This is a genomic window from Paraburkholderia acidipaludis NBRC 101816, from assembly GCF_000684975.1.
Lineage (GTDB): Bacteria > Pseudomonadota > Gammaproteobacteria > Burkholderiales > Burkholderiaceae > Paraburkholderia > Paraburkholderia acidipaludis.
In genome coordinates this window covers 309,500-326,169 of sequence record NZ_BAXZ01000006.1, presented here as the reverse complement: position 1 = coordinate 326,169, position 16,670 = coordinate 309,500, and the positions used below count along the sequence as shown (strand labels likewise).

General features: G+C 67.9%; 16 protein-coding genes and 1 pseudogene. 7 read left to right on the top strand and 10 right to left on the bottom strand.

The window, feature by feature from the left end; genetic code table 11:
- Positions 1–2 precede the first annotated feature (2 nt).
- Positions 3–1,553, top strand: coding sequence for a UxaA family hydrolase (locus BAC01S_RS10305; protein WP_245616553.1), 1,551 nt, complete (start codon positions 3–5; stop codon positions 1,551–1,553).
- Between the two features lie 88 nt (positions 1,554–1,641).
- Here BAC01S_RS10305 and BAC01S_RS10300 read toward each other — a convergent pair whose 3' ends face one another.
- From BAC01S_RS10300 to BAC01S_RS30885, 4 genes and pseudogenes are all read right to left on the bottom strand, one after another.
- A complete protein-coding gene (locus BAC01S_RS10300; RefSeq protein WP_027794694.1) occupies positions 1,642–2,067 on the bottom strand; it encodes an organic hydroperoxide resistance protein in 426 nt (141 codons plus the stop codon).
- A gap of 240 nt (positions 2,068–2,307) precedes the next feature.
- A complete protein-coding gene (locus BAC01S_RS10295) occupies positions 2,308–2,874 on the bottom strand; it encodes a TetR/AcrR family transcriptional regulator (protein WP_027794693.1) in 567 nt (188 codons plus the stop codon).
- An 82-nt stretch (positions 2,875–2,956) separates the two neighbouring features.
- Positions 2,957–3,188 (bottom strand): annotated as a pseudogene (locus tag BAC01S_RS33790) (LysR substrate-binding domain-containing protein); the annotation flags it as partial.
- Between the two features lie 141 nt (positions 3,189–3,329).
- The gene (locus BAC01S_RS30885) at positions 3,330–4,049 is read right to left on the bottom strand and encodes a CerR family C-terminal domain-containing protein (RefSeq protein WP_043201767.1); all 720 of its coding nucleotides are present in this window, start codon (positions 4,047–4,049) and stop codon (positions 3,330–3,332) included.
- A 93-nt stretch (positions 4,050–4,142) separates the two neighbouring features.
- Here BAC01S_RS30885 and BAC01S_RS10280 point away from each other — a divergent pair, with 93 nt between their 5' ends.
- From BAC01S_RS10280 to BAC01S_RS10270, 3 genes are read left to right on the top strand one after another with little or no spacing between them, the layout of a single operon-like run.
- Positions 4,143–5,279: an HlyD family secretion protein gene (locus tag BAC01S_RS10280; protein WP_027794691.1), complete on the top strand. Its 1,137-nt coding sequence runs from the start codon at positions 4,143–4,145 to the stop codon at positions 5,277–5,279.
- Positions 5,272–6,870 (top strand): MDR family MFS transporter, encoded by a 1,599-nt coding sequence (locus BAC01S_RS10275; protein ID WP_027794690.1) that lies wholly within the window; start codon positions 5,272–5,274, stop codon positions 6,868–6,870. Before BAC01S_RS10280 ends, BAC01S_RS10275 begins: the two co-directional genes overlap by 8 nt.
- An 18-nt stretch (positions 6,871–6,888) precedes the next feature.
- Entirely contained in the window at positions 6,889–8,367 is a 1,479-nt protein-coding gene (locus tag BAC01S_RS10270; protein ID WP_043201764.1) for an efflux transporter outer membrane subunit, read from the top strand.
- Positions 8,368–8,424: 57 nt separating this feature from the next.
- On the opposite strand, the gene BAC01S_RS10265 is transcribed toward BAC01S_RS10270, so the two are convergent.
- Positions 8,425–8,970 carry a cytochrome b gene (locus BAC01S_RS10265; protein ID WP_027794688.1) on the bottom strand — a complete coding sequence of 182 codons (546 nt, stop codon included), beginning with the start codon at positions 8,968–8,970 and terminating at the stop codon, positions 8,425–8,427.
- Complete coding sequence (locus BAC01S_RS30880; protein WP_043201761.1) at positions 8,967–10,049, bottom strand: catalase family peroxidase; 1,083 nt, start codon at positions 10,047–10,049, stop codon at positions 8,967–8,969. Before BAC01S_RS30880 ends, BAC01S_RS10265 begins: the two co-directional genes overlap by 4 nt.
- A gap of 254 nt (positions 10,050–10,303) precedes the next feature.
- Here BAC01S_RS30880 and BAC01S_RS10255 point away from each other — a divergent pair, with 254 nt between their 5' ends.
- A complete protein-coding gene (locus BAC01S_RS10255) occupies positions 10,304–10,702 on the top strand; it encodes a GFA family protein (RefSeq protein ID WP_043201758.1) in 399 nt (132 codons plus the stop codon).
- Positions 10,703–10,776: 74 nt separating this feature from the next.
- Here BAC01S_RS10255 and BAC01S_RS10250 read toward each other — a convergent pair whose 3' ends face one another.
- The 3 genes from BAC01S_RS10250 to BAC01S_RS10240 all read right to left on the bottom strand — a co-directional run bounded on the left by BAC01S_RS10250 (position 10,777) and on the right by BAC01S_RS10240 (position 15,084).
- On the bottom strand, positions 10,777–12,219 hold the full coding sequence (locus tag BAC01S_RS10250; RefSeq protein ID WP_027794686.1) for an NAD-dependent succinate-semialdehyde dehydrogenase: 1,443 nt from the start codon (positions 12,217–12,219) through the stop codon (positions 10,777–10,779).
- A gap of 243 nt (positions 12,220–12,462) precedes the next feature.
- Positions 12,463–14,613 (bottom strand): phosphocholine-specific phospholipase C, encoded by a 2,151-nt coding sequence (locus tag BAC01S_RS10245; RefSeq protein WP_027794685.1) that lies wholly within the window; start codon positions 14,611–14,613, stop codon positions 12,463–12,465.
- Positions 14,614–14,691: 78 nt separating this feature from the next.
- Positions 14,692–15,084: a hypothetical protein gene (locus tag BAC01S_RS10240; protein WP_043201839.1), complete on the bottom strand. Its 393-nt coding sequence runs from the start codon at positions 15,082–15,084 to the stop codon at positions 14,692–14,694.
- A 229-nt stretch (positions 15,085–15,313) separates the two neighbouring features.
- Here BAC01S_RS10240 and BAC01S_RS10235 point away from each other — a divergent pair, with 229 nt between their 5' ends.
- Positions 15,314–15,778, top strand: coding sequence for an RbsD/FucU family protein (locus tag BAC01S_RS10235; RefSeq protein ID WP_027794683.1), 465 nt, complete (start codon positions 15,314–15,316; stop codon positions 15,776–15,778).
- 10 nt (positions 15,779–15,788) lie between these two features.
- Here BAC01S_RS10235 and BAC01S_RS30875 read toward each other — a convergent pair whose 3' ends face one another.
- On the bottom strand, positions 15,789–16,145 hold the full coding sequence (locus tag BAC01S_RS30875; protein ID WP_043201755.1) for a DUF1330 domain-containing protein: 357 nt from the start codon (positions 16,143–16,145) through the stop codon (positions 15,789–15,791).
- Between the two features lie 227 nt (positions 16,146–16,372).
- Here BAC01S_RS30875 and BAC01S_RS10225 point away from each other — a divergent pair, with 227 nt between their 5' ends.
- Positions 16,373–16,591, top strand: a complete 219-nt coding sequence (locus BAC01S_RS10225) for a hypothetical protein (RefSeq protein WP_027794682.1) — start codon at positions 16,373–16,375, stop codon at positions 16,589–16,591.
- The last annotated feature ends 79 nt before the right edge of the window (positions 16,592–16,670 follow it).

Below are 16,670 nucleotides of genomic sequence, written 5' to 3'. Positions count from 1 at the left end.
ACTTGCCTCATCTTCCGCCGGCCCCGAAGCTGTCGGCTGCGCTGATCCTGCTCGATCCGCGCGACGACGTCGCGATCGCGCGCGAGCAACTGCTGCCCGGCGCACTCATCGAGGGCGAGCGCACCGTGGCCGGCCTCATTCCTCCCGGCCACAAGGTGGCGGTTCGCGACGTGGCGCAGGGCGCGCCGGTGCGCCGCTACGGGCAGATCATCGGCTTCGCGAGCCGGCCGATACGATGCGGCGAGCACGTCCATACGCATAATCTTTCGATGGGCGAGTTCGAGCGCGACTATGCATTCGGCGTCGACGCGCACGACACGCCGCACGCCGCCCAGCCCGCGACGTTTCTAGGCATTCGTCGCGCGGACGGCCGCGTCGCCACGCGCAATTACATCGGCATCCTCACTTCGGTCAACTGCTCGGCCACGGTCGCGCGGGCGATTGCCGACCATTTTCGCCGCGACATTCATCCCGAGGCGCTCGAAGCATTCCCGAACGTCGATGGCGTGGTGGCGCTCACGCACGGGCAGGGATGCGCGCTGGCCTCCGAAGGCGAGCCGATCGACGTGCTGCGCCGCACGCTGGCGGGCTACGCGAGGCATCCCAACTTCTTTGCTGTCCTGATCGTCGGGCTCGGCTGCGAGACCAACCAGATCGACGGGCTCGTCGAGGCGGAGCATCTGGAACGCGGCGCGCAGCTCGCGACCATGACGATCCAGCAGACCGGCGGCACGGCGCGCACGGTCGCGGCGGGGATCGAACGCGTGCGCGCGCTGCTCGCCGAGGCGAACCGCGTGACGCGCGAGCCGGTGGAGGCGCGCCATTTGATGGTGGGGCTGCAGTGCGGCGGCTCGGACGGCTATTCGGGCATTACCGCGAACCCGGCGCTGGGCTCGGCCGTGGACCGGCTGGTCGCTCACGGCGGCACGGCGATCCTTTCCGAAACGCCCGAGATCTACGGCGCGGAACATCTGCTCACGCGCCGCGCCGCGTCGCGCGAGGTGGGCGAGAAGCTGGTGGCGCGCATACGCTGGTGGGAGGCGTATTGCGCACGCATGGACGCGAACATGAACAACAATCCGTCGGCCGGCAACAAGGCCGGCGGGTTGACGACGATCCTCGAGAAGTCGCTCGGCGCGGTGGCGAAGGGCGGCACGACGCGGCTCGTTCAGACCTACGAGTACGCGCAGCCGGTGCGCGAGCACGGGCTCGTGTTCATGGACACTCCGGGCTACGATCCCGTTTCCGCTACGGGCCAGGTGGCCGGCGGCGCCAACCTGATCTGCTTCACGACCGGGCGCGGCTCGGCCTATGGCTGCGCGCCGTCGCCGTCGCTGAAGTTCGGCACCAACAGCACGCTGTGGCGCCGCCAGGAAGAGGACATCGACCTGAACTGCGGAACCATTCTGGACGGCGAACAAAGCGTGGACGAGGCGGGCGCGGCGATCTTCGCACTGATGCTCGCGACGGCCTCCGGCCAGCGCACGAAAAGCGAGCAGCACGGCTACGGCCAGAATGAATTCGTGCCGTGGCAGTTGGGGGCGATCATGTGAGCGAGCCGGTTCGCGCGAACCGGCTGCGGGGGCAGAGGCGACGGGCCGCGAGGCCGGCACCCGGCCCGCACCCCGTTGCGACGACGCTTCAGGCGATCGTGAGCGTGACGTCGATGTTGCCGCGCGTGGCGTTCGAATACGGGCACACGATATGGGCCTTGTCGACGAGCGCTTGAGCCTCGGCGCGGTCCATGCCCGGCAGGGAGATCTTCAGCTCGACCTCGATGCCGAAGCCGTTCGGAATCTGGCCGATCCCCACGCTGCCGTCCACGGCAACGTCGGCCGGAAGCGCGATCTTGTCGCGTGCCGCGACGAATTTCATCGCGCCGATGAAGCACGCGCTGTAGCCCGCGGCGAACAGCTGCTCGGGGTTCGTGCCGTCGCCGCCCGCGCCGCCCAGCTCGCGCGGCGTGGTCAGCTTGAGGTCGAGGTGGCTGGCGGGCACCTCGGCGCGGCCGTCGCGGCCTCCGGTGACATGGGCGTGGGCGGTGTAGAGAACCTTTTCGATCGACATGACAGACTCCGGTTGGGTACTGCGGTTGAGGTGGACTGCTGCGCTGATCCTTAGGAAGGGTAGTCGCCGGACGTGAATCCCGCGAGTCGTTGCGCGGCCGGCGCAGGCGATGTGCCTGCAGACCGGGGTGCACGGATCGACGCCTTCATGAGGCTCATCTTGAAGCTATCTATTGGAAGATAGATTTTACTGCCTGAAAAGAGGCGGCCACCCGCCTCGATTCCGATTTTCCGGCTGCCCTCAGGCGGCCTTTTTCCACATCGCGCTCACGTCTTCGAGCCGCGACCTGGTGTGAAACAGCCGGCTCGCCACCACGCTGCCCTGCAGCGCCGCGAACAGCGTGCGCGCCGCGCTTTCCGGACTGCCGTTGGCGACGAGCGTGCCTTCGGCCGCACCCGCCGCCAGCACCCTGGCGAGCCAGCTTTCGTTGGCGCGGAAAAACGCCTGGATCGCTTCGCGAATGTTTTCGGGCAGCGACTCGATATCGGCGGCCAGCATGCCGCACAGGCAGATCTGGTTGCCGTCGCCGAGCGTCTTGCCGAACAGCTTCGTGTAGGCCGCAAGCTTCGCCTCGGCGGAGAGGTGCGGGCTGATCGCCTGCAAACTCGCCATGACTTCACCGCTGTACTGATGAACCGCTTCGAGCACCAGATCGTCCTTCGACGGGAAATAGTAATGGATGCTCGACGTCTTCACGCCAACCAGGCTGGAGAGGTCGCGATAGCTGAACCCGTTGTAGCCGCGCAGCATCATCAGCGTGATGGCGTGGTCCAGAATCTGTTCGCGGACGGTCGATTTCGTTTCCATGTACTCAACTTTATCTACTGGAAGGTAGATTGTCAAGGGGGGATTTTGCGCGGCCACGTCCGGCACGGCCGGCTCGCCTCGCTCAAACATTCGCCAGCGCGTCGATCGTGGCATCCAGCAGCGCGCGCAACCGGGCGACACGACGCAAGTCGCGGTGATAGCCCAGCCAGACATCGCGGCCCGGCGGCGCTTCGCCCAAATCGATCCGCCGAATGCCCGGCGTCGCATCGCCGAGAGGACAGGGCAGCACGGCGAGACCCGCGCCTTCGGCGCACATGCGCGCCGAAGGCGCCGCGATGATTGCTGCCGAACGCCGTCCGGCGAGCGCGATGCCCGCGAAGCAGATCGCGCCCGCGCCCATGCCGAACGCGGTGGCGACGCCGTCGCGGCGCGAGAGGCCAATGGCCAAGGCGCGACGCCCGGTTTGCGCACGGTTCTGGACGGCCAGGGATGGATCAGGCGCGCCGCGCGGCGTCGCGCTCGCGGATCCAGTGCGCGAGCAGCACCAGGGTCTGCTCGCGGACATTGGCCTTGATGAACTCGGCTTTCTCCGCGTCGATGTCGTCCCATTGGAGCTTCGCGAGCGTCGTGCGCCGCGCGAGATGAAAGAGCAGGAATTGCCCGTACAGGCTCAGCAGGCGCACGGTGGTGCGCGGGTCGTCGGCGGGGATGCCGGTCAGGCGTTCGAGCAGTTCCTGGTTCACGTTGTTGAGCGGGTCGCGCACGCGTTCGCGCAGAACCTCGGAGCCGATCTCCGGCTCGCCGCCGCCTTGCTCGCGCGCGAAGAAGAGCCGCGCGTCCGGTTCGGTGTGCTTGACGAAAGTCCGGTCGGCCACGGCCGACTGAAGGCGGAGGAAGGCGTCGATGAGCGCCGCGTCGCTGCCTTTGCCCGCCAGCACTTTGCGGGCATGCAGCACGGCCGGCTCGAACGCGCGCCACGATTCGTCGGCGATCCATTCCGCGCAGGCGCGGTAAAGCCCTTCCTTGTTCTCGAAGTAGTACTGCAGCGCCGGCGCGTTGACCCCCGCCCGCGCGGCGATCTCGCGCGTGGAGGCGCCGTCGAAACCGTGCTGGCCGAACAGACCGATCGCGGCCTCGATGATCTTGCGGCGCGTTTCGTCGCCGCGTGCGTAGCCGCCCTCCGGCGGGCGGCGCAGTCTCTTGCTCTCGCTCATAACTCCCCTTCAAGCTCATTTCGAAATATATCACTTGACACAATTTTTCCGAATGGAATAATTATTCCGATTGGAATAATTTGGACCGAAGACATGTCAACAACGGCAGGCGCGCCGGGGCGCGAAGTGGCGGACGAAGTGATCACGCCCACGCGAGGCGGAGCGAAGCGAATGTTTCTGATCGGCATGGCGCTGGTCGCTCTCGTGGCCGGCGCGGTCTGGCTCGGGCACTGGTGGCTGGTCGGCCGCTTCATCGAAACGACCGACGACGCTTATCTGCAGGCCGACAGCGTGACGATCGCGCCGAAAGTGAGCGGCTACGTGACCGACGTGTACGTGGCCGACAACCAGGCGGTGAAGGCCGGCGATCCGCTCGTGAAGCTCGACGCGCGGCAATACCAGGTATCGCTCGATCAGTCCGCCGCCACGGTGGACGCGCGCGAGGCCGACATCCAGCACGCGCAGGCGCAGATCGACCAGCAGCACGCGAACATCGCGCAGGCCGAGGCGCAGGAGCAGGTGGCGCGCGTGAGCCTGCGCCATGCGCGCGACGAGGTGGCGCGCTACACGCCGCTCGCCGCGACCGGTGCGGAAACCACGGAGCGGCTCGCCGAGCTCACCAGCACGCGCGACCAGGCGCAGGCCACGCTGGCGGCCGACGGGGCCGCCGTGGATGCCGCGCGTTCGCAGATCGGCGCGCTCACGGCGGAGCTCGCGCAGGCGCGCGCGCAACTCGAGGCGGCGCGTGCGAATGCGGCGCAGTCGAAGCTCGATCTCGACAACACGGTCGTGAAGAGCGCGCTCGACGGGCGCGTGGGCGACCGCACGGTGCGCGTGGGCCAGTACGTCCAGCCCGGCACGCGCATGCTGACCGTCGTGCCCGTGCAGAGCACCTATCTCGAAGCCAACTTCAAGGAAACGCAGATCGGCCGCATGCGCGTGGGCCAGCCTGTGGAACTGCATGTGGACGCGCTGCCGGACCACACGCTGCACGGCGTGGTGGACAGCTTCTCGCCGGGCACGGGCTCGCAGTTCGCGCTGCTGCCGCCCGAGAACGCCACCGGCAACTTCACGAAGATCGTGCAGCGCGTGCCGGTGCGCATCCGCATCGACACCGGGCCGCAAACGCGCAAGCTGCTGCTGCCGGGCATGTCGGTGACCGTGGACGTGGACACGCGCTCGGCCCGCGACGACGACCGCCGCATCGACACCGAGAACCATCGTGGCTGAGGCTTCCGCCCATTCCGCGCCGGCCGGGCCGCATCCGCACGGCGAGCGCGCGAGCGCGGCCGACTGGATCGCCGTGGCCGCGGGCGCGCTCGGCGCGCTGATGGCGACGCTCGACATCTCGATCACGAACTCGGCGCTGCCGCAGATCCAGGGCGAGATCGGCGCGACCGGCACCGAGGGCACGTGGATCTCCACGGGCTATCTGATGTCCGAGATCGTGATGATCCCGCTGGCCGCGTGGCTCACGCGTGTATTCGGACTGCGAAATTTCCTGCTCACGAATTCGGCGCTCTTTATCGCGTTCTCGATGATGTGCGGCTGGTCGCACACGCTGCCCGCGATGATTGCCGGGCGCATCGGCCAGGGCTTCACGGGCGGCGCGATGATCCCCACCGGGCAGACCATCATCCGCACGCGGCTGCCGCTTTCGCAACTGCCCGTGGGCATGACGGTGTTCGGCCTGATCGTGCTGCTGGGGCCGCTGCTCGGGCCGGTGGTAGGCGGGTGGCTGGCCGAGAACATCAGCTGGAGCTGGTGTTTCTTCATCAACCTGCCCGTGTGCCTCGCGCTGATCACGCTGCTGGTGGTGGGGCTCGAGCCCGACCGTCCGCACTGGGAGGCCTTCTTCAAGGCCGACTGGCTCGGCATCGTGGGCCTGGCGATCGGCCTGAGCTCGCTCACCGTCGTGCTGGAAGAGGGGCAGCGCGAGCAGTGGTTCGAGTCCAGCACGATCGTCACGCTAACCTGGGTTTCGCTCGCCGGCATGGCGTTGATCGCGATTTCGCAGTTCACGGCGAAAAAGCCCATCCTGCGGCTCTCGCTCATGCGCAATCTGCGCTATGCAAGCGTGATCGTCATCGTTTTCGCGGTGGGCGCGGGTCTTTACGGCATTTCGTATCTGCTGCCGCAGTTTCTGAGCCTCGTTGCGGGCTACAACGCGGAGCAGTCGGGCGGCATCATGCTGCTCTCGGGCCTGCCTGCCTTCCTCATGATGCCGATCCTGCCGCGCCTGCTCGGCAAGATGGATTTTCGCGTGCTCGTGGTGGGCGGGCTCATGCTGTTCTCGTTCTCCTGCCTGCTCGACATCTCGCTCACGGCGCAGAGCGTCGGCCACGATTTCGTCTGGTCGCAGCTGATACGCGGCGGCGCCCAGGTGCTCGCGATGATGCCGCTCAATCAGGCTTCGATGGCGGCGGTCGCGCGCGAAGACTCGGGCGACGCGGCCGGTCTTTACAACATGGCGCGCAACCTGGGCGGTTCGGTCGGGCTCGCCATCATCGGCACGCTGATCGACCGGCGCGAGACCTTCCATACGGCCATGCTGCGCGATTCCGTCAGCGCAAACTCGCTGATCGGGCAGGACCGCGTGGCCGCGAACGCTGCCAACTGGTTCGCGCAGACCGGTGACATGGCCTATTCGCAGATGCGCTCGCTCGGCCAGATCGCCGCGCAGATCCAGCAGCAAGCGATGGTTATCACGTATTCCGAAACATTTTTCGTGCTCGCCATTGCACTGGCCGCCTGCATTCCGCTCGCGCTCCTGCTCAAGAAGCCCCAGCCCGGCGCAAAGGCGCCGTCCGCCGGCCACTGACGTTTCCTTTCCGCTCTCATGACGGCATTCCGCTTCTCCCGTTTCTGCTTCTCACCGCGCGCGCTTGTGCCGCTGACGGTCATCGCTGCCGCCTGCGTGCTCGCGGCCTGCACGGTTGGCCCCGACTACCGCGGCGCGCCCGCGGTCGCACCGGAGGCCGCCAGCGCCACCACCTTCGTGCGCACGCCTGCGAAGGGCTTCGTGCCGGTGCCCGCGCCCGACGCATGGTGGCTTGCGCTGAACGATCCGCAACTGAATGCGCTGATCGCCGCGGCCTTCGCGCATAACCCGGATCTGCGCGCGGCGCAGGCGCGCCTGCGCGAATCGCGGGCGCAGCTTCAGCAGCAGCGCGCAAACGAACTGCCGAAGGTGTCGGCCGACGCCGCGGCGGTGCGCATGCGCGAGCCGAATCTCGGCGCGTTCTCCTCGCAGGGCGGATCGAGCGGAGGCGGTCCGCTGCAGTTCTATACGGCGGGCTTCGACGCCACATGGGAGATCGACCTGTTCGGCGGCACGCGCCGCGCGATCGAGGCCGCGAGCGACGAGGCCGATGCGGTCGATGCCGATCTCGCCGACGCCCAGGTCTCGCTCGCGGCGGAAGTCGCGCAGGCGTATATCGATCTGCGCGACCAGCAGCAGCGTCTTGCCATCGCGCAGCGCACGGCCGAGCTGCAGCAGCAGATGCTCACGCTCACCGAGCAGCGCCGCGCGGGCGGCACGGCGGCCGAAGTCGACGTCGAGCGATTGACGACGCAGGTGGAGAACACGCGTTCGACCATCACGCCGCTGGCGGCCCAGATCGAAATTTCGCTCGACCAGCTGGCGGTGCTCACAGGCAAGGCGCCGGGCGCGCTCGACGCGGAGCTCGCGGCGCCGCAGCCGCTGCCTGCCATGCCCGCATCGGTGCCGGTGAGCGATCCTTCGGCCATGCTGGCGCAACGCCCGGACATTCGCGCCGCGGAGCGCCGCCTCGCGTCGAGCAATGCGCAGATCGGCGAGCATATCGCCGACTTTTTGCCCAAGCTCACGCTGTTCGGCGATCTCGGCTTCACGGCGGCGGATCCCGGTCACCTGATGCGCAAGAGCAATTTCAGCTGGGTGGGCGCGCCTTATCTGCAGTGGAACCTGTTCGACTTCGGCCGCACGCTGGGTGCCGTGCATGGCGCCGAGGCCTCGCGCGACGAAGCCGAGGCGCGTTATGAAAAGGCCGTGCTCGCGGCGCTGCAGGACGCCAATGCGTCCCTTTCGCGCTACGGCTATCAGCGCGAGCATCTCGCGACGCTGGAGCAGGTGCAGGCTTCGGCGCAGCGTTCCGCGACGCTCATGCGCGAACGCTACCGGGCGGGCACCTCGAGTCTTGTCGATCTGCTCGACACGCAGCGCGCCGAATTCCTCTCCCAGCAGGACGTGGTGGCGGGGCAGGCCGAACTGCTCAAGGACTTCGTTTCGCTGCAGAAGAGCCTGGGGCTGGGCTGGAAGCCCGCCACGCCGGGTTAAGGCGGGACGCGCCGCCAGCCCGGTTGCGAGGCTCGCGGCGCGAACGCCAGTTCGCCTTCACGCGCGCCGTTCGCCGCGCGCCATGCTCGCCATCACGCCGTCGCGCCGGATCCACGCATGAAAGAGCGCGGCGCCCAGATGCAGCAGCACGGTCGCAAAGAGCAGGAAAGCGAGCCACGTATGAGCCGTGCGCAGAACCGCATAGAGCGTGACGTTGCGCGGCACGATGGGCGGCAGATGGAAGCTGCCCGCTATCACGACCGGAAAGCCTCCGGCGGACAACATGGACCAGCCCACGAGCGGCATGGCCACCATCAGCCCGTAAAGCGCGAGATGCGAGCCGTGGGCGCCCAGGCGTTGCCAGCCCGGAAGGTCGTCGGGTAGCGGGGGCGCGCCGTAAGCGAGGCGCATGCCGGCGCGCACGATCACGAGCACGAGCAATGCAATGCCTAGCGGGCGATGCAGCGCGACGAGCGCGAGGTGCAGCCGCGAGACGGTGGAAACCATGCCCACGCCCACGAACAGCATCGTGATGATAAGGACTGCCATGGTCCAGTGCAGGAGGCGCGAAGGCGCGCTGAAATGGCGGCGGGGCGGCTTCATGGCTGCGGGTCTCCCTGGGATTTGCCTTGCGAATTTTCTTTCGATTGGGCGCCTTGCGCGATTTCGCGCGTGCGGCGGTTGTACGAAACGGCATAGGCGGCCGAGCGCGCCGCGAGCAGCGGATCGCGGGAGGGTGCGAGGCCGGCGGGGAGAATCGTCGGATCGTAGTTGACGTCGCGGCACGCGCCGTCGCTCTGCGGCGACGCGCTTTGCAGCACCAGCGTGCCCGCGTCGATGCGCGGGCGGTCGGCGGGCCATGCCTCGGTCGCATTGTCGGTGGGGTCGCCGGGCTGCGCGACCGTGATCACGAGGTGCCAGCGCAGCGGTCCCTGGGCGAGGCGCGCGGCGAGGTCGCCGGCGAGGAAATCGGGCTGGGCTTTCTGCCCGGCCGTTTGCGGCGCGTACGGTGTTTCGGGCACCGTTTCCCAGCGGATCGCGTGCTGCCGCCCGTTCGCGTCGGTCGCGACGAACGCATTGATGCTGTAGAACGTGGTGTTCGCGAAGCTCGACGCGCTTGGGTGGGCCTTGACCCATTGGCGGAACGGCAGCGTATCCGGGTTCGCGCGGTAGAACGCGTCCAGCTTCGCTGCGTCCGGCTTGCCGGTGGCCGGGTCGGGCCGCGCGGCCACGAGCTGCTGCAGGAACTGCAGCGGCGTGTGCACGGCGAACACGGGTGTCGAGTTCATGCCCGTGCGCCACTGCTCGCCGTCTTGCTGCTGGAACAGCAGCGCCATGCTGCGTACCGGCGTGCTGGCGTCGGGCGCGGACGGATTGCTGCCCGGAATCGCGAAGCGCCCTATAACAGGCGTGCGGCCCGGCGCGAAGACCTCGGCGCGCGAGACGCTCGCGCCGTTGCCGTTGCTCTCGAACCAGCCCGCCACGCACAATCCTTTGGCGTGATTGCGCCTGAAGCCCGGGTGGATGCCGTAGTTCGTTTCGAAGGTGTTGACGAACCGGGGTGCGTTCACGCGGTGAGGCGTGAGCCATCCCGCGGTCCATGCGAAGGCGCCGGCCGCGCCCGCGACCACCGCGGCGATGGCCGCGAGGCGGCACGGAACGCAGATCGGTGCGCGGTTCATGGCCGTGCTCCGCGCCGCGGCGCGGCGCTCACCGGGCCGTAAAGGGAAAGGAATGACATGGTCGGTCCCGTGGAAGGCCGTGTGGCCGATACCGGGTGAACAGCGAACCCGCGGATCTATTCCATCCCCATTCGCAGGGGCGGCATGGCGCTTGCGTGTGCCGCTTGCGTGTGCAGGATAGTCATCGAAGGCTTTCGATGAACTGTACACATGAGCCGGCGAGGTGCACGCCTCGTCTGGCCAGGGAGGAAACCATGCTGACCGGTGGCTGTTTCTGCGGACAGATTCGCTATGAAATCACGGGTGAGCCTGTCGACTGCACGGTATGTCATTGCGCCGATTGCCGGCGCACGTCGGGGGCGCCGTTTACCGCCTGGATGAGCGTGCGCCTCGGCGATTTTCGTTTCATCGTGGGCATCCCCCGCGTGGTCGCGACGAGTCCCGGTGTGGAGCGCTCGTTCTGCGGACAGTGCGGAACGCCGCTGACCTACCGGCACGCCACGTTCACCGAGGAGGTGGATGTGACGACGGGCAGCCTCGATGACCCCGACGGGGTGGCGCCCGCCCATCATACGTGGACGTCGCAGAAGCTCGCGTGGGTGCGGATTGCGGACGGGTTGCCGGAACATCCGCGCGCGCTGCCCGAACCTTGATCGGCAAGGACCGCGCGGCAAGGACTGCGGCGCGTGCCGCGTGCCTGTAAAGACACGCGGCGCGCGCTCGCGCATCAACGATGCTCGGTGACGAACTTCGTGACGAGATACGCTTCCATCGCCTCGGTGCCGCCTTCGGAGCCGTAGCCCGAGTCCTTCACCCCGCCGAACGGCGTTTCGGGCAGCGCGAGGCCGTGGTGGTTGATCGACAGCATGCCCGTTTCGATATCCTCGGAAAGCGCCGCGGAGGTGGCGCTCGAGCGCGTGTAGGCATACGAGGCGAGGCCCCACGGCAGGCGGTTGGCTTCCGCGATGGCGTCTTCGTAGCGCGAGAAGCGCGAGATCGGCGCGAGCGGGCCGAACGGCTCTTCGTTGAGGATGCGCGCGGAGAGCGGCACGTCGGTGAGCGCGGTCGGCGCGAAGAAATAGCCTTCGCGGCCAATGCGCTCGCCGCCCGTCAGCACCTTCGCGCCCTGTTCGCGCGCGTCGGCCACGAGCCGCTCCATGGCCGCGAGGCGCCGGTCGTTCGCGAGCGGCCCCATCTGCACGCCTTCCGTGAGGCCGTTGCCCACCTTCACGCCGCGCAGCGTCGCGACGAAGTGCTCGACGAACTCGTCATAGGCCGCGTCCTCCACCATGAAGCGCGTGGGCGAAATGCAGACCTGGCCCGCGTTGCGGATCTTGGCGAGCGCGAGCAGCTTCGCGGCGCGCGGGACGTCGGCGTCGGCGAACACGATGGCCGGCGCGTGGCCGCCCAGCTCCATCGTGACGCGCTTCATGTGCTCGCCGGCCTTCGCGGCCAGCAGCTTGCCCACCGGCGTCGAGCCGGTGAACGAGATCTTGCGGATGGCCGGATGCGCGATCAGGTACGACGACACCTCGGCAGGCACGCCGAACACGAGGTTCAGGGCGCCGGCGGGCAGGCCCGCGTCGATGAACACCTGCACGAGCGCGGCGCAGCTCGCGGGCGTTTCTTCCGGCCCCTTGAGCACGACGGTACAGCCCGAGGCCAGGGCCGCGGACACCTTGCGCACGGCCTGGTTGAGCGGGAAATTCCACGGCGTGAAGGCCGCGACCGGACCCACGGGCTCGCGCGTGACGAGCTGGCGGACCGCTTCCGAGCGCGACGGGACGAGGCGGCCATAGGTGCGGCGGCCTTCTTCGGCGAACCAGTCGATGACGTCGGCGCCCGCGAGCGTTTCCACCTTCGCTTCGGCGAGCGGTTTGCCCTGTTCGCGCGTCATGATCGCGGCGACTTCGTCGGCGCGATCGCGCAGCAGTTGCGCGGCGCGGCGCATGAGCTTGCTGCGCTCGTAGGCCGAGACTTTGCGCCATTCGCGGAACGCGCGCGCCGAGGCTTCGGCCGCGTCGGAAAGGTCTTGCTCGCTCGCGAGGCTCAGGCGGCCGATTTCGGCCTCGGTGGCGGGGTCGACCACGGGAATCGTTCTGGCGCCGGCGCGCCAGGCGCCGTCGACATAGATCTGGGTATCCGGGTAGGGCTTCGCGCTGGACGTCATGGTGGGGCAATCCTGTTCAACGGTGGGGGGAGGCGGTCGCATGCGCAAGGGGCCCGCGTAAAGGGCTTGCGTGCGGCGCCGCGAAACGTGGACGAAATGTTGACGAAACGTGGACCGTCCATTGTGCCACCGCTCCTCGCGCGCTGCTGGCGGCCGGCAAGAAGAACGGGCCTTCGACGCGGTCGAAGGCCCGTTGGCCGGCATGCGGGGTACGTCCGGCGAGGAGGCGGAACCTCCTCCGCTTCAGCTCAGCTGCGTCACCGGCGCCACGGCGGCCGGGTCGCTGATGCTCGGGCGGCCGGTCTCGATATGGCCGGCGAAGCGGCGCTGGAAGGTCGCGTCGTCGTTGCTCGTCACCGTCAGGTCGTACCAGTGGTGGCTCGACGCGAGGATCCAGGCCTCCTCCACTCGCCCGCCCGCCGGGACCAGCACGTTGCGCTCGCGCGCGCCGTAGGCGTTGTCGGTCACGTTCAGGCGGGCGACGCCGCCCCCCGTGTTCGCAAAGCGCAGGAACAGGTTGCCGTTGGCGACGTCGTAGTGCGCCGTGACTTCCGGCGCCGGCGTGCCGCCCTTATGGTTGTTGCCCTGGCTGCCCTGCTGCGAGGCCGCTGCGGCCACCGTGCCCGCGAAGCGGCGCACGAACCCGTTCGGGCCCTGGACTTCGAACGCATAGACGCCGTTCGTCACGGTGAGGTCCCAGGTGTCGGAGAGCGACTTGCCGGCTTCCACCGTGTAGCGCCACGGGCCGTCGCTGCGGTTCGTGCCGTACACGTAGAAGTGCGCGCCTTCGCGGCCGGTGCTGGCGAAGGTGATTTCCAGCGTGTTCTTCGCCGCGTTTGCCTGGCCGTTCACGTGCAGCTCGTAGGGCAGCGCGCGGGCAAAGCGCACGCCCGCCTCCTGCGGATCGATCGGGCCGGGCGTGGCCGGCACGGTCGGCGCCGGGTTCGCCGTGCACTGGTTGTTGGCCATCGAGATGTAGTTGCTCGTGTCGGGCAGCGCCGGCATCGTGGCGTCGGGCGTGCGGAAGTCGAACGCCGAAAGCAGGTCGCCGCACACGGCACGGCGCCAGGCCGTGATGTTCGGCTCGTGCACGCCGAAACGCGCCTCGATGAAGCGGATCACCGAGGTGTGATCGAACACCTGCGAGCACACGAAGCCGCCCTTGGTCCACGGCGAGACCACGGTCATCGGCACGCGGGGCCCAAGGCCGTAAGGCAGGCCGTCGGCCGTGTAGCTGCCGCCGCGGTAGGGGTTCACGACGTTGTGGATCTCGCCTTCCACGCTCACCGTCGACTTGCCCTGCGCCGCGGTGGTGGCCGGCTGCGGCGGCACGATATGGTCGAAGAAGCCGTCGTTCTCGTCGTACATGATGAAGAGGACGGTCTTGCTCCAGACTTCGGGGTTCGAAGTGAGCGCCTCGAGAATCTGCGAGGTGTATTCGGCGCCGTAGGCGGGCGTGTACTTCGGGTGCTCCGAGTACGCGGCGGGCGGCAGCAGCCACGACACCTGCGGCAGGTTGTTCGCGAGCACGTCGTTCTTCAGGTCCGCGATCGTGCGCACGGTCTGCGCGCGCTCGTACAGCGCCGAACCCGGCTGCGCGTTGATGAAGTTCACGAAGTTCTGCAGGATGTTCGTGCCGTAGTTCCCGTTCAGCGGGTCGTTGCCGTTCGTGCCCTGCTGGTAGATCTGCCACGAGATGCCGGCGGCCTGCAGGCGCTCGGGGTAGGTCGTCCACGAGAGCAGCTGATAAGCGGGCGGGCCGTCGCCGTCCACGTAGTCGTTGTTGTCGAGGAGCGGGCCGCCCATCGTGCCGCTCGGGTCGACCATGCCCGTCATCAGGTAGGCGCGGTTCGGGTGCGTCGGTCCGGCCAGCGAGCAGAAGTAGTTGTCGCAGACGGTGAACGCATCGGCCAGCGCGTAGTGGAACGGAAGGTCCGAGCGCAGGTAGTAGCCCATCGTCATGTCGGTCTTGTACTGCGGCCACTGGTTGTAGAGGCCGTTGTTGATCGCGTAGTGCGTGGGATACCACGAGTGGTCGAGGTCGCCCACGCATTGCGCGCTCGTGGTCTGCGTGTTCAGGTGGAACGGCAGCACGGGCTTGGCGGCGTTCTCCTGCGAAGGCTGGTACCACACGGGCTGGCCGCCGGGCAGCGGGATCGGCAGGCGGTCGTTGTAGCCGCGCACGCCGCGCAGATGGCCGAAATAATGGTCGAACGAGCGGTTCTCCTGCATGAACACGACGATATGCTCCACGTCGCGGATCGAGCCGGTGCGCGAGAAGGCCGGTATGGCGAGCGCGTTGCGGATCGATTCGGGGAACACGGTCATCGCGGCGGCGGCGGCGCCCGACTGCGCGACGGTCTGCAGGAAACGGCGACGGCTGGTTGACGTCATTGTTGATCACCTTTCTGCTTGTGAACGGGAAGTGTGCGTGCGCACACCACGAAACGGCTTGCGTGCTGGTTTGCGGATCTACTGGCTGGTCGTTGCGGTACGGCGGGAATCGTCGGCGGGGGCATCCGTGTCGCCCGGCGCGTAGCTCAGGACCGGTGCGATCTGCCGGCTGTCCGCGGCGAGGCTGGCCTCTACGCTTTGCACGGGCGCGGAGGCCTGGCCGGGCACGGCGTCTCGCGCGGCGTCGGCCGCATAGGGGCTGCTCGCGGGCGTGTTGTTGCCCGGGGCCGCGGTCTGGGCTGTCTGGTTTGTCTGCGCCGGCGCGGCTGCGGCGGGAACGGGTGTCCCGGCGCTGGCCGTGGACGGCCCCGCATCGGGACCGCATGCGCTCAGCGAGATCGTTGCGAGAACAACGGACAATGGGGCAGCAAGCGCGGTCGCCGGAAAGGCGCCGCAACGGCGTATTCTCATGTGCGTGTCCATTCTGATTGATGGAGTGCGCACAGTTTCCTTACCGAAGAAGAAAGAATTATGAAACCAGGGCAAACGTTTGCGCGAGATGAATATGCCTTTGCAAACGTCTTTGCCGCGGCCGGCATGGCCTGTCTGCCTGGCCGCGTGCTCTTGTGACGCGAGCATGGCGCGCGTTACGATGGCGGCGCTTTGCGAACCGTTTTTCGAACCTTACCCAGGAGACACCGTGCTGAAGAATCTCGATCCGCTGCTCAACGCCGACGTGCTGCACGCGCTGGCTTCGATGGGCCACGGCGACGAAGTCGTGATCTGCGACGCCAATTTCCCTGCCGACTCCGTCGCGCGCGAGACGGTGCTGGGCCGCGTGCTGCGCCTCGACGGCGTGGATGCGCCGCGGGCCGTGCGCGCGGTGCTTTCGGTCATGCCGCTCGACAGCTTTGTCGACGACCCCGCGCTGCGCATGGAGGTGGTGGGCGACCCGCAGGCGCTGCCCGCCGTGCAGCGCGAGGCGCAGCACGAAGTGAACGCGTTCGAGGGGCGCGAGGTGCCGTTCGCGCCGCTCGAACGCTTCGCCTTCTACGAGCGCGCCCGTCGCGCGTACTGCGTGATCGCCACGGGCGAGCCGCGCGGCTACGGCTGCTTTGTCTTCAAGAAAGGCGTGCTGCTGGCGGCGGACGAGCCGCGCGCGTGAGCCTCGCGACTTAGCGCGCGCCGCGCACATCGCTCAGGCCGGGCACGTCCGCGAGGACGTCCGTTGCGCGATGCGGTTGCGCCACCTGGTCGATGAGGAACGCCACGCCCGTGGCGTGCTCCGTGCGTAGCGGCAGGATTGCCTGATAGGCGGCCGAGCGATACCAGGCGCGCGCGCGCTCGCGGTCCTCGAACTCGATCACGATCAGGTCGCCCTTGAAGGCGCCTTCGAGTTGCTCGACGCGGCCGCCGTGAATCACGAAGCGCCCGCCGTAAGGGGCGAGCGTTGCGTCGATCTTCTCCAGGTATTCGACGATGGCGGGGCACATTTCGACTTCGTGCAGATGGGCGATGGCATAGGCGGTCATGGCTTCGATCCTCGTGTCTGGTGCGTGGCTCAGTGCCTTGAAGTGCACATAATGATGTGCAGGCAGGAACGAGGATAGGACGCGGCGCGCGCCGGATCGATTACCTCCGGGGTAAGGGCCGGGAAAGCCGTCCGGCGCCGCGGCGAACGTGCGGCGCACGAGGCGCGCGGAGTAAAATAAGCGTTACCGGACCTCCAGATCCAGCCCACCCTGTCATCGCGCGTCAGATGAAACCCGCACCGAAAAACGAACCCAAACGCAAGCGGCCGCCTACCTGGGTCCTCAATACCCTCACGGCGCTGGTGGGCATCGCCACGCTCGGCGCCGGCATCGGCTGGCTGATCTATAGCTGGGTCGTCGACCGGGAGATGCCTTATTTCGCGATTCCGCTGATTCTCTGCGTGCCCGTGATCGCGGCCGTGGCGTTTCGCAACATGTGGGACTAGCGTTTTTGAGCGCCGCGGGCGCGCCTTGCAGGCGCACCGCGGCCAGTCGATCAGGGATGCGAACGATTTTCCCGTGTGC

Coding starts and splice junctions, on each gene's coding strand:
- BAC01S_RS10250 (WP_027794686.1), bottom strand. CDS start 12,219: ATGACGTCCAGCGCGAAGCCCTACCCGGATACCCAGATCTATGTCGAC.
- BAC01S_RS10280 (WP_027794691.1), top strand. CDS start 4,143: ATGTCAACAACGGCAGGCGCGCCGGGGCGCGAAGTGGCGGACGAAGTG.
- BAC01S_RS30875 (WP_043201755.1), bottom strand. CDS start 16,145: ATGACCGCCTATGCCATCGCCCATCTGCACGAAGTCGAAATGTGCCCC.
- BAC01S_RS10300 (WP_027794694.1), bottom strand. CDS start 2,067: ATGTCGATCGAAAAGGTTCTCTACACCGCCCACGCCCATGTCACCGGA.
- BAC01S_RS10295 (WP_027794693.1), bottom strand. CDS start 2,874: ATGGAAACGAAATCGACCGTCCGCGAACAGATTCTGGACCACGCCATC.
- BAC01S_RS10240 (WP_043201839.1), bottom strand. CDS start 15,084: ATGAGAATACGCCGTTGCGGCGCCTTTCCGGCGACCGCGCTTGCTGCC.
- BAC01S_RS10255 (WP_043201758.1), top strand. CDS start 10,304: ATGCTGACCGGTGGCTGTTTCTGCGGACAGATTCGCTATGAAATCACG.
- BAC01S_RS10265 (WP_027794688.1), bottom strand. CDS start 8,970: ATGAAGCCGCCCCGCCGCCATTTCAGCGCGCCTTCGCGCCTCCTGCAC.
- BAC01S_RS10270 (WP_043201764.1), top strand. CDS start 6,889: ATGACGGCATTCCGCTTCTCCCGTTTCTGCTTCTCACCGCGCGCGCTT.
- BAC01S_RS10245 (WP_027794685.1), bottom strand. CDS start 14,613: ATGACGTCAACCAGCCGTCGCCGTTTCCTGCAGACCGTCGCGCAGTCG.
- BAC01S_RS10225 (WP_027794682.1), top strand. CDS start 16,373: ATGAAACCCGCACCGAAAAACGAACCCAAACGCAAGCGGCCGCCTACC.
- BAC01S_RS30885 (WP_043201767.1), bottom strand. CDS start 4,049: ATGAGCGAGAGCAAGAGACTGCGCCGCCCGCCGGAGGGCGGCTACGCA.
- BAC01S_RS30880 (WP_043201761.1), bottom strand. CDS start 10,049: ATGAACCGCGCACCGATCTGCGTTCCGTGCCGCCTCGCGGCCATCGCC.